At 64.0% G+C, this 15105-nt stretch carries 20 protein-coding genes; 9 read left to right on the top strand and 11 right to left on the bottom strand.

Going from position 1 to position 15105, the window contains the following annotated elements:
• Positions 1-102 precede the first annotated feature (102 nt).
• Together fabB and fabA are read right to left on the bottom strand one after the other, a co-directional pair.
• Positions 103-1329 carry a beta-ketoacyl-ACP synthase I gene (gene fabB / locus JEQ47_RS13720; RefSeq protein WP_198877007.1) on the bottom strand — a complete coding sequence of 409 codons (1227 nt, stop codon included), beginning with the start codon at positions 1327-1329 and terminating at the stop codon, positions 103-105.
• A gap of 89 nt (positions 1330-1418) precedes the next feature.
• Positions 1419-1949: a 3-hydroxyacyl-[acyl-carrier-protein] dehydratase FabA gene (fabA, locus tag JEQ47_RS13715; RefSeq protein ID WP_198877006.1), complete on the bottom strand. Its 531-nt coding sequence runs from the start codon at positions 1947-1949 to the stop codon at positions 1419-1421.
• A 172-nt stretch (positions 1950-2121) separates the two neighbouring features.
• On the opposite strand from fabA, the gene irrA reads away from it, so the two are divergent.
• The gene (irrA, locus tag JEQ47_RS13710) at positions 2122-2568 is read left to right on the top strand and encodes an iron response transcriptional regulator IrrA (protein WP_198877005.1); all 447 of its coding nucleotides are present in this window, start codon (positions 2122-2124) and stop codon (positions 2566-2568) included.
• Positions 2569-2625: 57 nt separating this feature from the next.
• Here the strand turns inward: irrA and JEQ47_RS13705 are convergent, their stop codons facing one another.
• Positions 2626-2898 (bottom strand): hypothetical protein, encoded by a 273-nt coding sequence (locus tag JEQ47_RS13705; protein ID WP_198877004.1) that lies wholly within the window; start codon positions 2896-2898, stop codon positions 2626-2628.
• A gap of 70 nt (positions 2899-2968) precedes the next feature.
• A complete protein-coding gene (locus JEQ47_RS13700) occupies positions 2969-3484 on the bottom strand; it encodes a hypothetical protein (RefSeq protein ID WP_198877003.1) in 516 nt (171 codons plus the stop codon).
• Positions 3485-3586: 102 nt separating this feature from the next.
• On the opposite strand from JEQ47_RS13700, the gene JEQ47_RS13695 reads away from it, so the two are divergent.
• From JEQ47_RS13695 to JEQ47_RS13680, 4 genes are read left to right on the top strand one after another with little or no spacing between them, the layout of a single operon-like run.
• On the top strand, positions 3587-4429 hold the full coding sequence (locus JEQ47_RS13695; RefSeq protein ID WP_198877002.1) for an arylamine N-acetyltransferase family protein: 843 nt from the start codon (positions 3587-3589) through the stop codon (positions 4427-4429).
• A gap of 3 nt (positions 4430-4432) precedes the next feature.
• On the top strand, positions 4433-5029 hold the full coding sequence (locus JEQ47_RS13690; RefSeq protein WP_198877001.1) for a YdeI/OmpD-associated family protein: 597 nt from the start codon (positions 4433-4435) through the stop codon (positions 5027-5029).
• Positions 5026-5580: a DUF1697 domain-containing protein gene (locus JEQ47_RS13685; RefSeq protein ID WP_198877000.1), complete on the top strand. Its 555-nt coding sequence runs from the start codon at positions 5026-5028 to the stop codon at positions 5578-5580. Before JEQ47_RS13690 ends, JEQ47_RS13685 begins: the two co-directional genes overlap by 4 nt.
• Positions 5577-6470 (top strand): ribokinase, encoded by an 894-nt coding sequence (locus JEQ47_RS13680; protein ID WP_198876999.1) that lies wholly within the window; start codon positions 5577-5579, stop codon positions 6468-6470. Before JEQ47_RS13685 ends, JEQ47_RS13680 begins: the two co-directional genes overlap by 4 nt.
• A gap of 16 nt (positions 6471-6486) precedes the next feature.
• On the opposite strand, the gene JEQ47_RS13675 is transcribed toward JEQ47_RS13680, so the two are convergent.
• A complete protein-coding gene (locus JEQ47_RS13675; protein WP_198876998.1) occupies positions 6487-6813 on the bottom strand; it encodes a GNAT family N-acetyltransferase in 327 nt (108 codons plus the stop codon).
• 209 nt (positions 6814-7022) lie between these two features.
• On the opposite strand from JEQ47_RS13675, the gene JEQ47_RS13670 reads away from it, so the two are divergent.
• The gene (locus JEQ47_RS13670) at positions 7023-7376 is read left to right on the top strand and encodes a hypothetical protein (protein ID WP_198876997.1); all 354 of its coding nucleotides are present in this window, start codon (positions 7023-7025) and stop codon (positions 7374-7376) included.
• Here JEQ47_RS13670 and JEQ47_RS13665 read toward each other — a convergent pair.
• On the bottom strand, positions 7373-8335 hold the full coding sequence (locus JEQ47_RS13665) for a GlxA family transcriptional regulator (RefSeq protein WP_236020876.1): 963 nt from the start codon (positions 8333-8335) through the stop codon (positions 7373-7375). The two genes, JEQ47_RS13670 and JEQ47_RS13665, sit on opposite strands and share 4 nt — an antisense overlap.
• 127 nt (positions 8336-8462) lie before the next feature.
• Here JEQ47_RS13665 and JEQ47_RS13660 point away from each other — a divergent pair, with 127 nt between their 5' ends.
• On the top strand, positions 8463-9263 hold the full coding sequence (locus JEQ47_RS13660) for an alpha/beta hydrolase (protein WP_198876995.1): 801 nt from the start codon (positions 8463-8465) through the stop codon (positions 9261-9263).
• Positions 9264-9306: 43 nt separating this feature from the next.
• Here JEQ47_RS13660 and JEQ47_RS13655 read toward each other — a convergent pair whose 3' ends face one another.
• Positions 9307-9858: a TetR/AcrR family transcriptional regulator gene (locus JEQ47_RS13655; protein ID WP_198876994.1), complete on the bottom strand. Its 552-nt coding sequence runs from the start codon at positions 9856-9858 to the stop codon at positions 9307-9309.
• Positions 9859-9928: 70 nt separating this feature from the next.
• Between JEQ47_RS13655 and JEQ47_RS13650 the strand changes: the two genes are divergently transcribed.
• On the top strand, positions 9929-11203 hold the full coding sequence (locus JEQ47_RS13650) for an MFS transporter (protein WP_198876993.1): 1275 nt from the start codon (positions 9929-9931) through the stop codon (positions 11201-11203).
• 6 nt (positions 11204-11209) lie between these two features.
• On the opposite strand, the gene JEQ47_RS13645 is transcribed toward JEQ47_RS13650, so the two are convergent.
• The 3 genes from JEQ47_RS13645 to infC form a co-directional block, all read right to left on the bottom strand.
• Positions 11210-12019 carry a thermonuclease family protein gene (locus JEQ47_RS13645; protein ID WP_198876992.1) on the bottom strand — a complete coding sequence of 270 codons (810 nt, stop codon included), beginning with the start codon at positions 12017-12019 and terminating at the stop codon, positions 11210-11212.
• Positions 12020-12272: 253 nt separating this feature from the next.
• On the bottom strand, positions 12273-12905 hold the full coding sequence (locus JEQ47_RS13640; RefSeq protein ID WP_198876991.1) for a glutathione S-transferase family protein: 633 nt from the start codon (positions 12903-12905) through the stop codon (positions 12273-12275).
• Between the two features lie 128 nt (positions 12906-13033).
• Entirely contained in the window at positions 13034-13570 is a 537-nt protein-coding gene (gene infC, locus JEQ47_RS13635) for a translation initiation factor IF-3 (RefSeq protein WP_198877356.1), read from the bottom strand.
• Positions 13571-13726: 156 nt separating this feature from the next.
• Between infC and JEQ47_RS13630 the strand changes: the two genes are divergently transcribed.
• Positions 13727-14491, top strand: coding sequence for an alpha/beta hydrolase (locus JEQ47_RS13630; RefSeq protein ID WP_198876990.1), 765 nt, complete (start codon positions 13727-13729; stop codon positions 14489-14491).
• A gap of 111 nt (positions 14492-14602) precedes the next feature.
• Here JEQ47_RS13630 and JEQ47_RS13625 read toward each other — a convergent pair whose 3' ends face one another.
• Entirely contained in the window at positions 14603-15103 is a 501-nt protein-coding gene (locus JEQ47_RS13625) for a DUF6886 family protein (protein ID WP_198876989.1), read from the bottom strand.
• Positions 15104-15105: the final 2 nt, after the last annotated feature.

The following is a 15105-nucleotide window of genomic DNA, read 5'->3' as shown; positions in this document are numbered from 1 at the left end:
GACGGGTGAGGGGTGGGGCCACTGCCATTCGAGCACAGCTCTCATGGCCTTATTGGCTAGATAGGCTCACTGGAGCCTTTCTTCCGCTACGCGGATCGCCTGCTAAGCCTCAGGATGCTTGAACACCAGGGCCGCATTGGTGCCGCCGAAGCCGAAGGAATTGGACAGCACATAGCCCAGGTCCACGTCATCGCGGCGCTGGCGGAGGATGGGCATGTCGGCAAAGGCCGGGTCCAGCACCTCGATATTGGCGCTTTCGGCGATGAAGCGGTGGCGCATCATCAGGATCGAATAGATCGATTCATGGACACCCGTAGCGCCCTGCGAATGGCCGGTCAGCGACTTGGTGGCCGAGATGGGCGGGCACTTGTCCTCGTTGCCGAAGACGGCGCGCAGAGCCTCGATTTCCTTGAGGTCGCCCACCGGGGTCGAGGTGGCGTGCGGGTTGATGTAGTCGATCGGCGCACGGACGTTCTGCAGCGCCATGCGCATGCAGCGCTCGGCGCCCTCGCCCGAGGGGGCGACCATGTCGAGACCATCCGAAGACGCGCCATAGCCCACCAGCTCCGCCCAGATCCTGGCGCCGCGCGCCTTGGCGTGTTCGAGCTCTTCGAGCACCAGCACGCCGGCGCCGCCAGCAATGACGAAACCGTCGCGATTGGCGTCATAGGCGCGGGACGCCTTGACCGGGGTGTCGTTGAAATCCGAGCTCATCGCGCCCATGGCGTCGAAGAGGTTGCTGAGGGTCCAGTCGAGATCCTCGTGGCCGCCGGCAAACACGATGTCCTGCTTGCCCAGCATGATCTGTTCCATGGCATTGCCGATGCAATGCTTGGACGTCGCGCAGGCGGCGGTGATCGTATAGTTGATGCCCTTGATGCCGTAGGAGGTGGCCAGCGTCGCCGAGGCGGTGGAGCCCATGGACTTGGGCACGGCCAGCGGCCCGATGCGCTTGGGGCTGGTATTCTTGCGGGTAACGTCGGCGGCCTCGACGATGGTACGGGTCGAAGCGCCGCCCGAACCCATGACGATGCCAGTCATGGGATTGGAGATGTCACTTTCTTCAAGGCCCGCATCGGCAATGGCCTGCTGCATGGCGAGGTAGTTCCAGGCCGCGCCCTTGCCCATGAAACGGGTGACGCGGCGGTCGAGGATTTCGAACGGATCGAGGCGCGGGTCGCCCTTGACCTGCGAGCGGAAGCCCAATTCGGCATAGTCTTCGGCAAAGATGATGCCCGGCTTGGCGTCGCGCAGGCTGGCCGTCACCTCGTCGAGCGAATTGCCGATCGGGGAAATGATACCCATGCCGGTTACGACAACTCGTCTCATTTCATCCTCGTTTCAGTCATGTCGTGCGCTTCGCGTTGGGGGCCGTGTCGCACATATATAGGTTTGGTCGGGGACTGGATTAAGGCCGCTCAGGCGAGCTGCTCGGCCTTCATCTGGGTTTCGGTGAACAAACCAACGCGCAGGTTGGCGGCCTCGTAGATCACCTTTCCGTCAGCCTTGACCCAGCCGTCGGCGATGCCGAGCGTCAGCCGGCCCTTCATCACACGCTTCAAGTCGATGCCATATTCGACCAGCTTGACGTCATTGGTCACCTGGCCGGTGAACTTGATTTCCCCGCCCAGCGCGCGACCCTTGCCGGGCTGGCCGATCCAGGAGAGGAAAAAGCCGGTCATCTGCCAGATGGCGTCGAGCCCCAGGCATCCGGGCATGACCGGATCGCCGATGAAGTGGCACTGGAAGAACCACAGGTCCGGATTGACGTCGAGTTCGGCGCGCACCAGGCCCTTGCCATGGGCACCGCCGGTCTCCTGGATGTCGGTGATGCGGTCGAACATCAGCATGGGGGGCGCCGGCAGGCGAGCATCGCCCTGGCCCGGAAGTTCACCGCGGCCATGGGCCAGCAGTTCCTCATAGTCAAATGCGTGTTGCCGATCGGCCATGGACGGTCCCCGCTTTCGCTCAAGCCCCGTCTCGTATAGGCGCGCCGGGACAGGGTCAAGCCAGCCTTAGGTCCAGGCCCAAGGCCTTCGGCGCGCTACGCTTGTCTAGAAGCCTGCCCGCACGTATAAGAAAATTTCAAAATCTGACCTCTGGACGAGACCTACAGGCCCTATGCCCGATCGCGACATTGCCGCCCGGCCGCTGCCTTCCCGCAAGCCCTGCCTCACCGCCGTCCTGCGGATGGCCGGTCTCCGGCCCACCAGGCAACGCGTGGCGCTGGCCGAACTGCTGTTCGGCGGCCCGCATCGCCATGTCAGCGCCGAGCAGTTGCATGGCGAAGCCGGCATGGCCAATGTCAACGTCTCGCTCGCGACAATCTACAACACCTTGCATCAGTTTCATGAAGCGGGCCTGTTGCGCGAAGTCGCCATCGACGCTTCGCGCTCCTATTTCGATACCGACACGTCCGACCATCATCACTTCTACGTCGAAGACGAGCAGCGCATGATCGACATTCCGGCCGAGTCGGTGGAGTTCAAGGCCCTGCCCAAGGCCCCCGAGGGCATGGAAGTGGCCCATGTCGACGTGGTCATCCGCGTCCGCCGCTCGCCGGTCTAGGTTTCCGCCCGCCGAGCACGCCGCTCGCACCATCACCGTTCCGCATGTGATGCGGACCTAGGGCAGGATCCCGACGGCCAGCTCGGCCCAGACCAGGACGGCGACGAGCACCACGCAGCAACCGGCGATCCAGCGATGGCGCGGATCGCGCAGATAGCGGATGACGAGTTCGAGACCGACGCCCGTGGCCGCCAGCAGCACGGCGGCCATCAGGAAATCCCCCGCACCCCAGTTGACCGCGTCGGTTACCTGCATGGCCAGAAGCGGCACCAGCAGCAAAAGCCCCGCCAGGCCCCAGCCGCCCACGCGCCATTTCAATGCCTGTTCCATCTCGATCCTCCCGCTGAAAGCTTCCACACTCTAGCAAAGAACCGGAGCGCCTGCGACAGTCCGGACACGCTCAGAGCTTGCCGAAGGCGACGCCGCGCCAGCCCCAGCCGTGTTCATGGGCCAGCGCAACCAGCGGATCCTTGATCTCGGAGGTCTTGAACCGATACTCGTAGACCTTGCCCCAGCCCGACAGGTCCTCCTTGAAGGCATAGGCCGAGCCGAAACTCACTTCCATCTTCTTCCCGCGAAACGCCTCGGCGCTGAGCCCCATCGTCGGGACCCCGGCGCGCCATTCCACGGTCCATTCCTGGTCCACCGAGCGCACCTCGCCGTTTTCGGCGTCGAATTTCATCAGCACCTTGAAAACCCTGGTCAGGCCGGCCTTGGCGAAGATTTCGTACCAGCGCGCGTCGACAATGCGCCATTCGGCGACCAGATCGACGCCCTGGGGCGCACCATCGCGGATCAGATAGGGCGCCGTGTCGCGATTGGATGCCAGCATGGCCTCGCGCAGGACTGCCACACTCTGGCGCGCCACGCCAACGGGCGCTGCCTTTGTGCCGGTCAACCAGTCGAACAAACCCATGTCCAGTCCCTTCCTAGGGCCAAATCGTCCGGCCTGCCGGTGACATCGGCGGCGTCATCGCCCATATTGCACGTCGTTTGAAACCTGCTGCAAGGGTGGCTGATGCCCGAAAAGGTCAATCTCAAAGCCTATTTCGAGCGAATCGGCTTTGCCGGTTCCATTGCCCCGACCCTCCCGACGCTGGAATTGCTCCACGCCCTGCATCCCGCCACGATCCCGTTCGAGAACCTCACTCCGTTGATGGGTGATCCGGTGCCGCTCGACCAGCCGAGCCTCGAAAGGAAGATGCTCACCGAGCGCCGCGGCGGCTATTGTTTCGAGCACAATCTCCTGTTCATCCGCATGCTCGAGGACCTCGACTTTGTGGTGCGGCCGCTCCTGGCGCGGGTCGTCTGGACCAATCCCGAAGGCGCCAGCCTGCCGCCCAGCCATCTCCTGCTGCTAGTCGACGTCAACGGCCAGAATTACGTGGTCGATGTCGGTTTCGGTGGCCTAAGCCTTACTACGCCACTGCGCCTGCGCGCCGATGTCGAGCAGCCGACGCCGCACGAAACCTTCCGCCTCACCGGCGGCGATCCGGATTGGACGCTGGAAGCAAAAATCGGTGAGGACTGGAAGCCGGTCTATGTCTTCAGCCTCGATGCCGTCAGCGAAGCCGACATCGCCCCGATCAACCAAGAGATCGCCACGGCATCGCCTTTCACCGTCGAGTTGCGGGTGGCGCTGTCGCCCAGCGGCCGGCGCCTCAAGCTGCATAACCGATCATTCACCGCCCAGCCGGTGGATGGAGAAAAGTCGCAGCGCGAAATCGGCTCGATGGAAGAAATGCGCGCCGTGCTGACCAATGAATTCGGTCTCGTCCTGCCCAATGACGAGCGGCTCGAACCGGCGCTGGCGCGGCTTTTTCCCCTGCCTCCGGACATGCCGGACCAGGCGCCCGTGTGACCCATGGCGCCCGTCACCGTCCCTGAGGACAAGCTCTTCGAATTCGCCGATTTCGACGCCTTCTATGCCTGGCTGCGCGACAACCATGCCAGGGCCGACGAGGTGTGGATCCGCATCTTCAAGAAGAGCACAGGCAAGAAGACCATCACCCCGGTGGATGCCATCGATGCCGTCCTCTGCTGGGGCTGGATCGATGCCATCAAGAAGAGTTGGGACGAGGATAGCTTCGTCCAGCGCTATTGCCCGCGCCGCCCGAGATCGGTGTGGAGCCAGGTCAATCGCGACAATGTCGCCCGACTGTCCGAGCTGGGCCTGATGACCGAACATGGCCTTGTCCATGTCGAGGCGGCGCGGAAGGACGGGCGCTGGGACGCGGCCTACAAGACGACGCAGGAGGCACCGGCCGACCTGCTCGCCGCCATCGCCCGAAGCCCCGAGGCGCAAAAGACCTATGAAGGCCTTTCATCGCAGAACCGCTTTGCCCTCACCTTCCGCACCATTTCGATGAAGACCGAGGCGGGCCGGAAGAAGAAGATCGAGGGCTTCGTCGCCATGCTCGAGCGCGGCGAGACCATTTATCCGCAGAAGGTGAAATCATGAGCCAGGGCACCAAGCACCTCTGGGGCGTCTTCCTGCGCGGCATTAACCTGGGCAAGCGGCAGATGAAGATGGCCGAGCTCAAGGCCTGCCTCGAGGAAGCCGGCTTCACCGACGTCAAGACGGTGCTGGCCAGCGGCAATGTCCGGCTCACCGGCGAGGGCAGCGCCGAAGCCGTCAAGGCCAGAATCGAAAAAGCCATTTCCGACGCCTTTGGCTTCAAGGTCGGCGTCGTTCTCCGCTCCGAACAGGAGATGGACGCCATGCTCAAGGGCAATCCCTTCGGCACGCTCGACCCCGAAGCCGACCTGACGCGGCATATCATCATGTTCGACGCGGACCTGCCCAAGGGCGTGACGATCGAGAGCCGGCCGGGGGATACCGAGATTTTGCGCGTGGATGCGCGCGACGTCTACATTGCCGCCTACAAGCAGCCCAATGGCCGCTATACCGAGCATGTGGAAGAGGTGCTGAAACCGCTTTACCAGAAGATCGGCAAAGGCAATCTCGACACCATGCGCAACTGGAACACGATCGAGAAGATTCTGAAATGATCACCGTCTTCGGCTCCACCAATCTCGACCAGATCGGCACCGTCTCCCGCCTGCCCAAGCCCGGTGAAACCGTGGCCGGGGGTACCTTTTCCATGGCGCCCGGCGGCAAGGGCGCCAACCAGGCCCTGGCCGCGCGCCGCGCCGGCGCCGATGTGCGCCACGTCTCGGCGGCGGGCGACGATGCCTTTGCCGAACTGGCGCTCGATCTCCTCGAGCAAGGTGGCGTCGATCTCTCGCATCTGCGCAAGGCGGATGCCGCCACCGGCATTGCCATGATCTTCGTCGATGCCAAGGGCGAGAATGTCATTGCCATCCTGCCCGGCGCCAATGGCACGGTCAGCGCCGAGGATGCCGATCGCGGCCTTGCCGCGCTGACTGAGGCCGATACGGTGCTGGTGCAGCAGGAAGTACCGCAGGCTGCGACCCGCAGGGCGCTCGACATCGCCCGCGAAAAGGGCGCCCGCTCGATTCTCAACACCGCGCCTTTCCTGCCCGACACGGCAAAGCTGGCGCCGCTGGCCGACATCGTCGTCGCCAATGAAACCGAATTCTCGCTGCTTACCGGCCGTCCCATCGACCAGCTCGATGCGGCCATGGCCGAATGGGTCAACCGCACCGGCCGCACGATTGTCGTCACCCTCGGGGCCGAGGGTGCCCGGGCCCGCACGCCCGACGGGCCCATCGCGGTGCCCGCGCACAAGGTCAAGCCCGTCGATACGGTTGGCGCAGGCGATACATTCTGCGGCTATCTCGCGGCTGGGCTCGATGCCGGCTACGATCTTGAAACCGCCCTCAGGCGCGCCGCCATTGCCGGCAGCCTTGCTTGTCTCAAACCCGGGGCACAGCCGGCTATTCCGGCAAAGGGCGACGTTGACGCCATAGCGGGCTGACCCAAGGGCGCCACGATCATCCCCCGAGCGAAAGGCGCCACTCGCCACCCTTGCCCGCCGCGAAGTCGCGCGCGCCGAGCAGTTCGCCCAGTCCCTCGGCGGCTTCCGGGACAGATGCCGACACATCGTGCGCGCCACCCAGGCTGGCCCGTGCCATGACGCTTTCGAGCAACAAAGACCCGACGCCCCGGCGCCGCGCCGCCGGATCCACTCCGATCCAGGAGAGGCGGGACGTGCTCGCGCCCTTGTGGTGCCACACCACCGCAGCGCCCACCAGCAACTGGCATCCGACGCCTGCCGCGATGTCCGCCGCGACCGGCTCGCGCTCATCCTGAGGGTGCATTTCCTGCCGGCGGGCAAAGGCTGGGGGATCAGGTGAAATGGTGGGCGCATGTCTGTCTCCTTGTCAGAGCCAGACGCTAGGCTCGCGCCGCGTAAGGGCTCCATAGGAAACATGGCGCGCGCCATAAGCATTCCATAAGCTGCAGCCCGTGGAGGTGACAGGCGCTCCGCAGACGCGCTAGCTTGCGAGAGAACCACAGGAGAACCGCCATGCCCTTGTTTCTCGCCACCCTTCTGATGAAGGGCGAAAACGTCACCCGCTTCCGCGCCATGCCCAAGGAAGAGCAGGACGCGGTCGACAATAAGGGCCTGCCGGAATGGGAGGCGTGGGAAAAGCGCCATGCCGCGGCGATCGTCAACAAGGGCGGCATGGTGGGCAAGACCACGCGCATAGGCCGCGACGGCACCATCGCACCTGCCGTGAACGACTTCTGCGGCTATGTCATTGTCGAGGCCGAAACGGCGGAAGCTGCCGCCGCGCTGTTCGCTGACCACCCCCATATCGGTACCTTCCCGGGCGACGCCGTGGAGGTCATGCCTTTCGTAGCCGGCCCGGACCTTTAGGCCGCCCCAATCGCAGCAAAGCGTTCGCGATAGGCGCTGGCCGAGAGGCCGGTCACCTTCTGGAACACGCGCCGGAAGGCCGAGGCGTCCTTGTAGCCGACATTGAAGGCTATGCGCTCGACACTGTCACGGCTGAATTCGAGCTTTTCGCGGGCATGGCCGATGCGCAGGGCCTGCACATATTCGGTGGGCTTCAATCCGGTCGCCTTCTGGAAGCGGCGGAGAAATGTCCGCTGTTCGAGGCCAGCACGCCCGGCCAGCGCCCCGATATTGATCTCCTCGCCCGAATGCGCCTGCAGCCAGTGCTGGACTTTCAGCACTGCCGTGTCGCCATGGGTGAGTTTTGGCGCAAAGGTCGAATAATGGCGCTGCTCGCGCCCCGATGGATCGACCAGCAGGAACTTTGCCGCATCGGCCATGACCGTGGGGCCCAGCACCCGATGGATGAGCCTGAGCCCGAGATCGGTCCAGGCCAGCATGCCGCCGGCGGTGATGATGTCGCCATCCTCCACCACGATATCGCTCGGCGTCATGGCGACGGCAGGAAACATGGCATTGAAACGCTCGGCATAGAGCCAGTGCGTCGTTGCCCGCCGTCCGTCGAGCAGGCCCGCATGCCCGAGCATGAAGGCACCGCCACAGATCGACCCCAGGGTGGCGCCTTTGTCGTGGCGCTGGCGCAGCCAGGGGATGAAGGCGCTCGCCTCCTCAGCGGTCAGTGGATCGGCCAGGCGGCCGGGGATGACGACATAGTCGGGCTGCCCGGCATCATCGGGCGCGCTGTCGAAGCTGCGCTCGAAGCCCGATGATCCGAGGCGCCAATGCGTGGTGCGGATGCGCACCGGCCCGCCATGCTGGGCCGCATACTGATTTCCCACCTCGAAGGCATCGGTCAGCCCATGCACGGAGGCCATGGCGCAACCGGGGTACAGGAGGAGGCCGATTTCGGTCTGTCGCATGCCTTGGACCATCTTTGTCACTTCCGAACCGGACATTGTCACTTGCGGCAATCGTCGCCTGCCTGGCTCAAGCATAGGCTCCTCTCATCAAGGCAAACAAGGGTTTGCCCAAAACCGGAGAGTAGAAATGACCAAGACCATCGTTCTCGTTCACGGCGCCTGGCTCAACAGCCTTTCGTTCGAACATGTAAAGGCCCGTTACCAGGCCCAGGGCTATACTGTCATCGTGCCCGACTGGCTCCATGACGACCGCAGCCCCGCCGAGCTGCGCGCCAATCCCAACCCTGCCCTTGCCCGTACCGGCCAGCGCGACATCGTCGCCCACTACGAAAAGATCATCCGGGCCCTGCCGGAAAAGCCGATCCTGATCGGTCACTCGCTGGGCGCGGTCTTCGTGCAGCATCTGCTTGAACGCGGTCTCGGCGTTGCCGGTGTCGCGATCAACCCGGCCCCCACGCCCGGCGTGCCGCTCGGACCGCATGCCATCGTCTCGGCCCTGCCGGTCTTCGGCGATCCGCTGAGCTGGCGCAAGGCCAAGACCATGACGCTGGATTTCTTCCGCACCCGCTTCGCCCAGACCATCCCGGCGGAGCTGGTGGAAGCCGAATACAACCGCTACGTGATCCCCACGGCCGGCCTCGTCTACTGGAACGGCGTCATCAATCCTATGAAGATCGACTTTGCCGGCCAGGACCGGGCACCGCTGCTGCTGATCGGTGGTGGCAAGGACCTCATCGCCGATGCCTCGATGACCCGCGCCATCTTCAAGAAGCAGAAGAAGGCCAAGGCCCTGACGGAACTCAAGGTCTACGAGGACCGCTCGCACTGGACGCTCGGCGATGCCGGCTGGGAAGAAGTGGCCGACTACGCCCTCAACTGGGCCGTCACCCACGCCACCGACCGGGTGGAGCTCAAGCTGGTTGCCTGACCGCAGCCTCACAAACAGCAAGCGGGCCGATGGCCCGCTTTTTCTATTCCCGCGACAGGGCAACTAACCGGTCGCGGATCTCTCTGAACTTGCCCTCCGGCCGGGTCCCCAGATGCGAGAGCCAGGCGCCGTCGGCGGCGTAGCGCAGGATCTCGAGATCGAGATGGTTGTCGGTCTCGTTGTGCCGGTCCATGCGCCGGGCGATCCAGTCGTCCCAGGCCGGACCCATGATCGGGTAGTTCACCACCGACAGGTTCAGCACATCCATGGGCGAGCCCGGCCCGAAATCGGCATCCACGAGGATAGTCTCGACATAGGCGCGGGTGAAGCAACCCCGGCCACTGTCGGTCTGGAGATACCGATCGATGGCGAGGTCGAGCTGGGCAAAGACATGGGCCACCATGCCCTCGATCAGTGCCTGCTTGGAGGGAAAGTGGTGGAAGAGCCCACCCTTGGTGACGCCCGCGCCCGCAGCCACCGCCTGGATCGTCACCGCCTCGGGCCCGCTCGACATGGCAAGGCGCAGCGCCTCGTCGAGCAGCGCCTGGCGCACCAGTTCGGGCTGCTTCTTCTTCGAATAGGCGGAACTGGTCATGGCTGCCCTGCTTTGACTTTCGGCTCGAGTTAAGATACCGGACGGTCGGTTTCTAATCAAGGTAACTGCGATGACCGACCATACCGCTACCGCTGTCCTGTCTCCAGGCGTCGATCCCGGCTCGCGCTGGCAATTGCGCTATTGGGCCGTCTTTGGCGGCCAGGCCTCCTCGCTGGTCGGTTCGGCGCTCACCCAATTCGTCCTGATGTGGTGGATCACCGACACGACCGGCAGCGTCGCCGCGCTGGCCCTGGCCGGCGTCTTCGCGCTGCTGCCCCACGCCCTTCTCGGGCCGCTGGGCGGCACGTTTGCCGATCGCTCCAGCCGCCGCGCGCTGATGATCATGGCCGATCTCGTCAGCGCCCTTTGCATGAGCGTGCTGATCGTGCTGTTCCTGACCAATTCGGTCGAGCTCTGGCATCTCTACACCATGATGTTCATCCGCAGCGCCATGCAGGCCTTCCAGGCTCCGGCAGCCGCCGCCAGCACCGCCATGCTGGTGCCGACATCGTTTCTCACACGCGCCGCTGGCCTCAACCAGATGATGGCAGCGATGATGTTGATCGGCGCCGCGCCGCTCGGCGCGCTGGCCATCAGCCTCATGCCCATCGGTTATGCCCTGGCCATCGATGTGGTCACGGCGCTCCTGGGCATCGTGCCGCTGCTGGTGTTCCGCATTCCTCAGCCGAAAATCGAAAAAGCCGACCGACAGGGTGTCTGGACCGAACTGCGCGAGGGCTTCGTCACCGTCTGGTCTCATCCCGGACTCCGGCGCCTCTATGGCCTCATGGCCGCGGTCACCATCGTCATTATGCCCGCGATGACGCTCGCCCCGCTCCTGGTGAAGGAACACTTCAGGGGCGGCGCACCGGAAGTGGCGCTGATGGAAAGCATGGCCGGCCTCGGCATGCTGCTCGGCGGCGGCATCGCGGCCTTGCTGGTACCGAGGCGCAAGATGCTCTGGATCCTGGGATCGATGGCCGCCTCCTGCTTCACCTTCAGCCTCATGAGCCTCGCGCCCTCGGACATGCTGTGGCTGGGCACATTCTGGTGGGCGCTGAGCAGCCTCCTCTATGTCCTGGGCAGCGCGCCCTTCACCGCCCTGCTCCAAACCATTGTGCCCAACCGGTTGCAGGGAAGGGTCCTGTCGCTGCTGACCACCGTCATCGCTCTGGGTGGACCGGTCGGCATCGCCATCGCCACGCCGCTGGGTGAGGCCATCGGTATCGTCTGGCTCTTCGTGCTGATGGGCATTCTCGGCGGCCTCGTCACGCTCGTGGGGTTTCTGTCACCGCATCTGCGAAATATCGAAAACACTATAGTTGCAGCGAAGCCTGGGACCTAAAGCGCGTCACTCGGCAACCGGTCGCAGGAAATCGCCGTATACCCACCCAGTGCGACCGTCCTGCAGCAGGATGGCGTGCCACCTGCCAGATACGCGATTTGAGACGATTTTGGATCCGCCCGCGACCTGAGAGATGACTTGAGCCGTTCCCGATGGCCTGGAACGAACATTGAGCTCGGCGGCTGTCACCTCATAAATGTCAGGCGTGGCCGTTGGGCGATATGTCACTGAGGCGCCATGGCGGGTGTGGGAAGGGCTGCCGGCATTGATGACCATGCAGCCAACCGGTGTCAGAAGCAGACAGGGGACGACGAGCCAGAAAAGTGAGCGACCGGCGCGTCGTCTCGCGGCAAGTCGAACGACCGGCGCGGGGTCATGTTCCCATCTACGCGCCGGGCTCGGCGCGATTGGCGCCGTGGACGTGGCTCTGGAATCGGCCCGCTGAGGGGCGACAGGGGTGAGGTCGTCCAGAAGTGACGCCATGCCCCGCTGCCGCACCGCCGCCCGCCAGAGCCTCTTGCGCACACCCTCTGGTTCCAGATCGCGATACTTGCCACCTGAAAATTTCGGCCAGTCGATTGCCAATCCGAGCCGGACCATCTCAGCGGCCAGATCGCGCCCGTCGGGCAAAAAGCATTGAGCCACGACACGGTCATAGGACATTTCTGGCTTTATGTGCGCGGTAACCCTGTGACCTTTGCACAGCTTCACCAGCGCCCACATAGCCTGCTTCCCGAAGGGATGATCGAGTTCAGGTGCATCGATGCCGGCCAGACGGATCGAGACCTTGTCGATAATAATTGTGTCACCGTCCACAACCCAGCAGGTCCCTGCCAATATTGGTTCAGGCGGAGGCGTTTGCGATGGGGGGACTACAGCGATGCGCATTTCGCGCGGCATCTGCGGCACAAGCGCCGGAAGTGGCTTGTCCGAGGACGTCATCGGCCACACCGCAAAACAAAATTATCCATGCCCCTCCCCCAAGGCGCAAGTGAACGGCGTCACCCTATCACAGTGTCATATCCGGGAAAGCGGGGACTTCTGTTGCGATTTGCAGACCAGCGGTTGTTCAGCTCGCGCGCGCCTCGTCGCCCTTGGCGAAAAACGCGAGCTGCTCCGCATAGGCCTTCTGGAAGGCGGGCCTTGCCTTCAGCTTTTCGACATAGGCCATGATCGCCCCATGCTTGCCGGTCGCGTCCTTCGGCGTCTGGCGCAGTACGTCGCCCACCATGATGTCGGCGGCGGTGAAGCGGTCCGCAACCAGCCATTCGCGCTCCGCCAGGACTTTGTCGAGCTGTCCGAGCCGCATGTCGAGCCAGCCCGTCAGCTTGTTGTCGGGGTTGCGGGCGCCACCGATTTCGGCCCAGGAGACGGAAACGATCTCGATGCTGTTGAGGGCAGCGATGATCCATTGCATCACGGCGGTTTCGCCGCGGAGGTCGCTGGGCATCAGCCTGTCGGTCTTGCGCGCGAGGTAAATGAGGCAGGCGCCGCTTTCAAAGACCTGGATGTCGCCATCCTCGATGAAGGGGATCTGGCCAAAGGGCTGGTGGGCGAAATGCTCGGCGCCACGGTTCTCGAAGGGCGTGCCCTTGACCGTATAATCCAGCCCGCCCTCCTCGCAGGCCCAGCGCAGCCGCAGGTCGCGCACAAAGCCGCGCGGCGGCGGCGGCACCCAGTCATAAGTCCAGATGGTGATCATGGCGCACTCCTCCCATTCTCTCCCCGAACACCTGACACGTCCCCAGGTCCATGGCGACAAACAAAAAAAAGCGGGCCTTGCGGCCCGCTTTCTTCATTCCAGCAATCCCGTCGCCTTGCGGCGTCAGCTCACTTGGGCGCCAGGACCATGACCATCTGCCGGCCTTCCGAGCGCGGCTGGCTTTCGACCTTGGCGATGGCTTCGGTCTGTTCCTTGACCTTGATCAGCAACTGCATGCCCAGGTCCTGGTGCGCCATTTCGCGGCCACGGAAGCGCATGGTCACCTTGACCCGGTCGCCATCGTCGAGGAAGCGCTGCACGGCCTTCATCTTGGTCTGGTAGTCGTGATCGTCGATGTTCGGACGCATCTGGACTTCCTTGACCTCGATCACCTTCTGCTTCTTGCGCGCTTCGGCAGCCTTCTTCTGGGCGGCATACTTGTAGCGCCCGAGATCGAGCATCTTGGCGACGGGCGGCTGCGAATTGGCGGCGATCAGAACGAGGTCGAGCCCCTGTTCCTGCGCTTCAGCCATGGCGTCACGCGTGCGGACAATGCCGCGGTTTTCACCTTCGGCATCGATAAGCTGGACGTCGGGGCTGGTGATGTCCTCGTTGGCAAGCGGCCCATCCTTCTGGGGCGCAACGGGTCTCATGGGACGGCGAATGGCAAGCTTTCCTTGTGCTATTGATGCCAGGGGGTGAATTCGGCCCTAAAATCGTGTTAGCGGCCCAATAAGTCAACTGGCGGAAACACTGAAATTCCCGCTGTTGCGCCGGGGGTACGCTAGTAAAATGCCACAGAGAAAGTCGCGGGCCGCTCGATGAGTTCCATAGAGGTTTCCAGCATCACCGTCGGGGCCGGCGAGGACGCGCGCTCCATCGCCATGGAACAGCGCAAGGGCAGCGCGCCGGGAATTTTCTGGCTCAATGGTTTCCGATCGGTGATGAGCGGGGCCAAGGCAATGAGCCTTGATGCGCTGGGGGCCGAAAAGGGCCTCGAAGTCACGCGCTTCGACTATTCCGGCCACGGCGTGTCCGGAGGCGATTTCGACCAAGGCACCATCAGCCGCTGGCTCGAAGAGGCCGAGGCGGTGTTTGCCACAACCCGCGGCCCCCAGATCGTCTGCGGCTCGTCCATGGGCGGGTGGATCGCCCTGTTGCTGGCCCGGCGGCAATTGCGCAAGGGTCAGCCGCTAAAAGGCCTGGTCCTCGTGGCGCCGGCCACTGATGCCAGCGCGCGCATCGCCGCGCGTATGACCGAGCAGCAACAGCGCGACCTCGAGACACTTGGCTATTACGAGCGGGAAAGCGCCTATGGCGACGGGCTCTACCGCTATACGCGGGGGCTGATCGAGGACGGCGCCAATCACCTCTTACTTGGCTCGGTCATCGAAACCGGCTGCCCCGTCCATATTCTCCAGGGCGGGCAAGATCCCGACGTGCCGCCCGAGCATGCCCGGAAGCTCATGACCCACATCCTCCACGATCCGGTGACCTATACGCTCATTCCCGACGGCGACCACCGGCTGAGCCGGGAGGAGGACCTGGTCCGGTTGAGGGATGCGGTTCTGGGGATGGTTGCCTGACGGCCCCTCCCATCCATCGTCACCACCCGGCTTGTCCGGGTGGTCCATGCGATGCCGGTAGGTAGATTGCCCGGTCAAGCCGGGCAATGACGATGAACGATAAATATGTGTTCAGGCAACTCGCGCCACCGCATTCCGCATCCGGATCATCGAGAACACCAGGCTCGATGCCTTCACCTCATCATGAAGCTCCCAGAGCGAGGGGAGGACTCGGAGGGTCACGCCTTCAGCGGCGATGGCGGTGGCAAGATCATCCACGCGCTCTACCGCAAGCGGGGTTACGGGCGCATGGGACACCCAGTATCCGGCGCCCTCGTCCTGCAGCACGAAACCCTCGCGTGGCATGGCGTAGCGATAAAGACAGCCCCTGCGCAGCCGCTCCAGCCATCCCGCTTCGATGGCCACCACCGCGCGGTCGCCGCCTAGAAAGCGCTCGACATCGGAAGCCGAACTCTCCGCCCCGGCGCGAAAGCAGACGCGGGGACAGTCGCGCGGCGCGAAGTAATTGGCGATGCGCTCAGGCGCGATCGCCCAGACCACCGGGTCGGCCGTATAGGCCGAGGGCCGGGGCACGAAGCGGGCGATATCGCCCGCATCGCTGAGGTGAAACAAGG

Origin of the sequence: Devosia sediminis (genome assembly GCF_016411825.1) — a bacterium.
GTDB lineage: Bacteria > Pseudomonadota > Alphaproteobacteria > Rhizobiales > Devosiaceae > Devosia > Devosia sediminis.
The sequence above is the reverse complement of the archived record's forward strand: the minus strand, read 5'-3'. Positions and strand labels throughout refer to the sequence as shown.

What these genes read in the sequence shown, in the direction of transcription:
- fabB (WP_198877007.1), bottom strand. Translation starts at nt 1,329, where the DNA reads ATGAGACGAGTTGTCGTAACCGGCATGGGTATCATTTCCCCGATCGGC.
- fabA (WP_198877006.1), bottom strand. Translation starts at nt 1,949, where the DNA reads ATGGCCGATCGGCAACACGCATTTGACTATGAGGAACTGCTGGCCCAT.
- irrA (WP_198877005.1), top strand. Translation starts at nt 2,122, where the DNA reads ATGCCCGATCGCGACATTGCCGCCCGGCCGCTGCCTTCCCGCAAGCCC.
- JEQ47_RS13705 (WP_198877004.1), bottom strand. Translation starts at nt 2,898, where the DNA reads ATGGAACAGGCATTGAAATGGCGCGTGGGCGGCTGGGGCCTGGCGGGG.
- JEQ47_RS13700 (WP_198877003.1), bottom strand. Translation starts at nt 3,484, where the DNA reads ATGGGTTTGTTCGACTGGTTGACCGGCACAAAGGCAGCGCCCGTTGGC.
- JEQ47_RS13695 (WP_198877002.1), top strand. Translation starts at nt 3,587, where the DNA reads ATGCCCGAAAAGGTCAATCTCAAAGCCTATTTCGAGCGAATCGGCTTT.
- JEQ47_RS13690 (WP_198877001.1), top strand. Translation starts at nt 4,433, where the DNA reads ATGGCGCCCGTCACCGTCCCTGAGGACAAGCTCTTCGAATTCGCCGAT.
- JEQ47_RS13685 (WP_198877000.1), top strand. Translation starts at nt 5,026, where the DNA reads ATGAGCCAGGGCACCAAGCACCTCTGGGGCGTCTTCCTGCGCGGCATT.
- JEQ47_RS13680 (WP_198876999.1), top strand. Translation starts at nt 5,577, where the DNA reads ATGATCACCGTCTTCGGCTCCACCAATCTCGACCAGATCGGCACCGTC.
- JEQ47_RS13675 (WP_198876998.1), bottom strand. Translation starts at nt 6,813, where the DNA reads ATGCACCCTCAGGATGAGCGCGAGCCGGTCGCGGCGGACATCGCGGCA.
- JEQ47_RS13670 (WP_198876997.1), top strand. Translation starts at nt 7,023, where the DNA reads ATGCCCTTGTTTCTCGCCACCCTTCTGATGAAGGGCGAAAACGTCACC.
- JEQ47_RS13665 (WP_236020876.1), bottom strand. Translation starts at nt 8,335, where the DNA reads ATGCGACAGACCGAAATCGGCCTCCTCCTGTACCCCGGTTGCGCCATG.
- JEQ47_RS13660 (WP_198876995.1), top strand. Translation starts at nt 8,463, where the DNA reads ATGACCAAGACCATCGTTCTCGTTCACGGCGCCTGGCTCAACAGCCTT.
- JEQ47_RS13655 (WP_198876994.1), bottom strand. Translation starts at nt 9,858, where the DNA reads ATGACCAGTTCCGCCTATTCGAAGAAGAAGCAGCCCGAACTGGTGCGC.
- JEQ47_RS13650 (WP_198876993.1), top strand. Translation starts at nt 9,929, where the DNA reads ATGACCGACCATACCGCTACCGCTGTCCTGTCTCCAGGCGTCGATCCC.
- JEQ47_RS13640 (WP_198876991.1), bottom strand. Translation starts at nt 12,905, where the DNA reads ATGATCACCATCTGGACTTATGACTGGGTGCCGCCGCCGCCGCGCGGC.
- JEQ47_RS13630 (WP_198876990.1), top strand. Translation starts at nt 13,727, where the DNA reads ATGAGTTCCATAGAGGTTTCCAGCATCACCGTCGGGGCCGGCGAGGAC.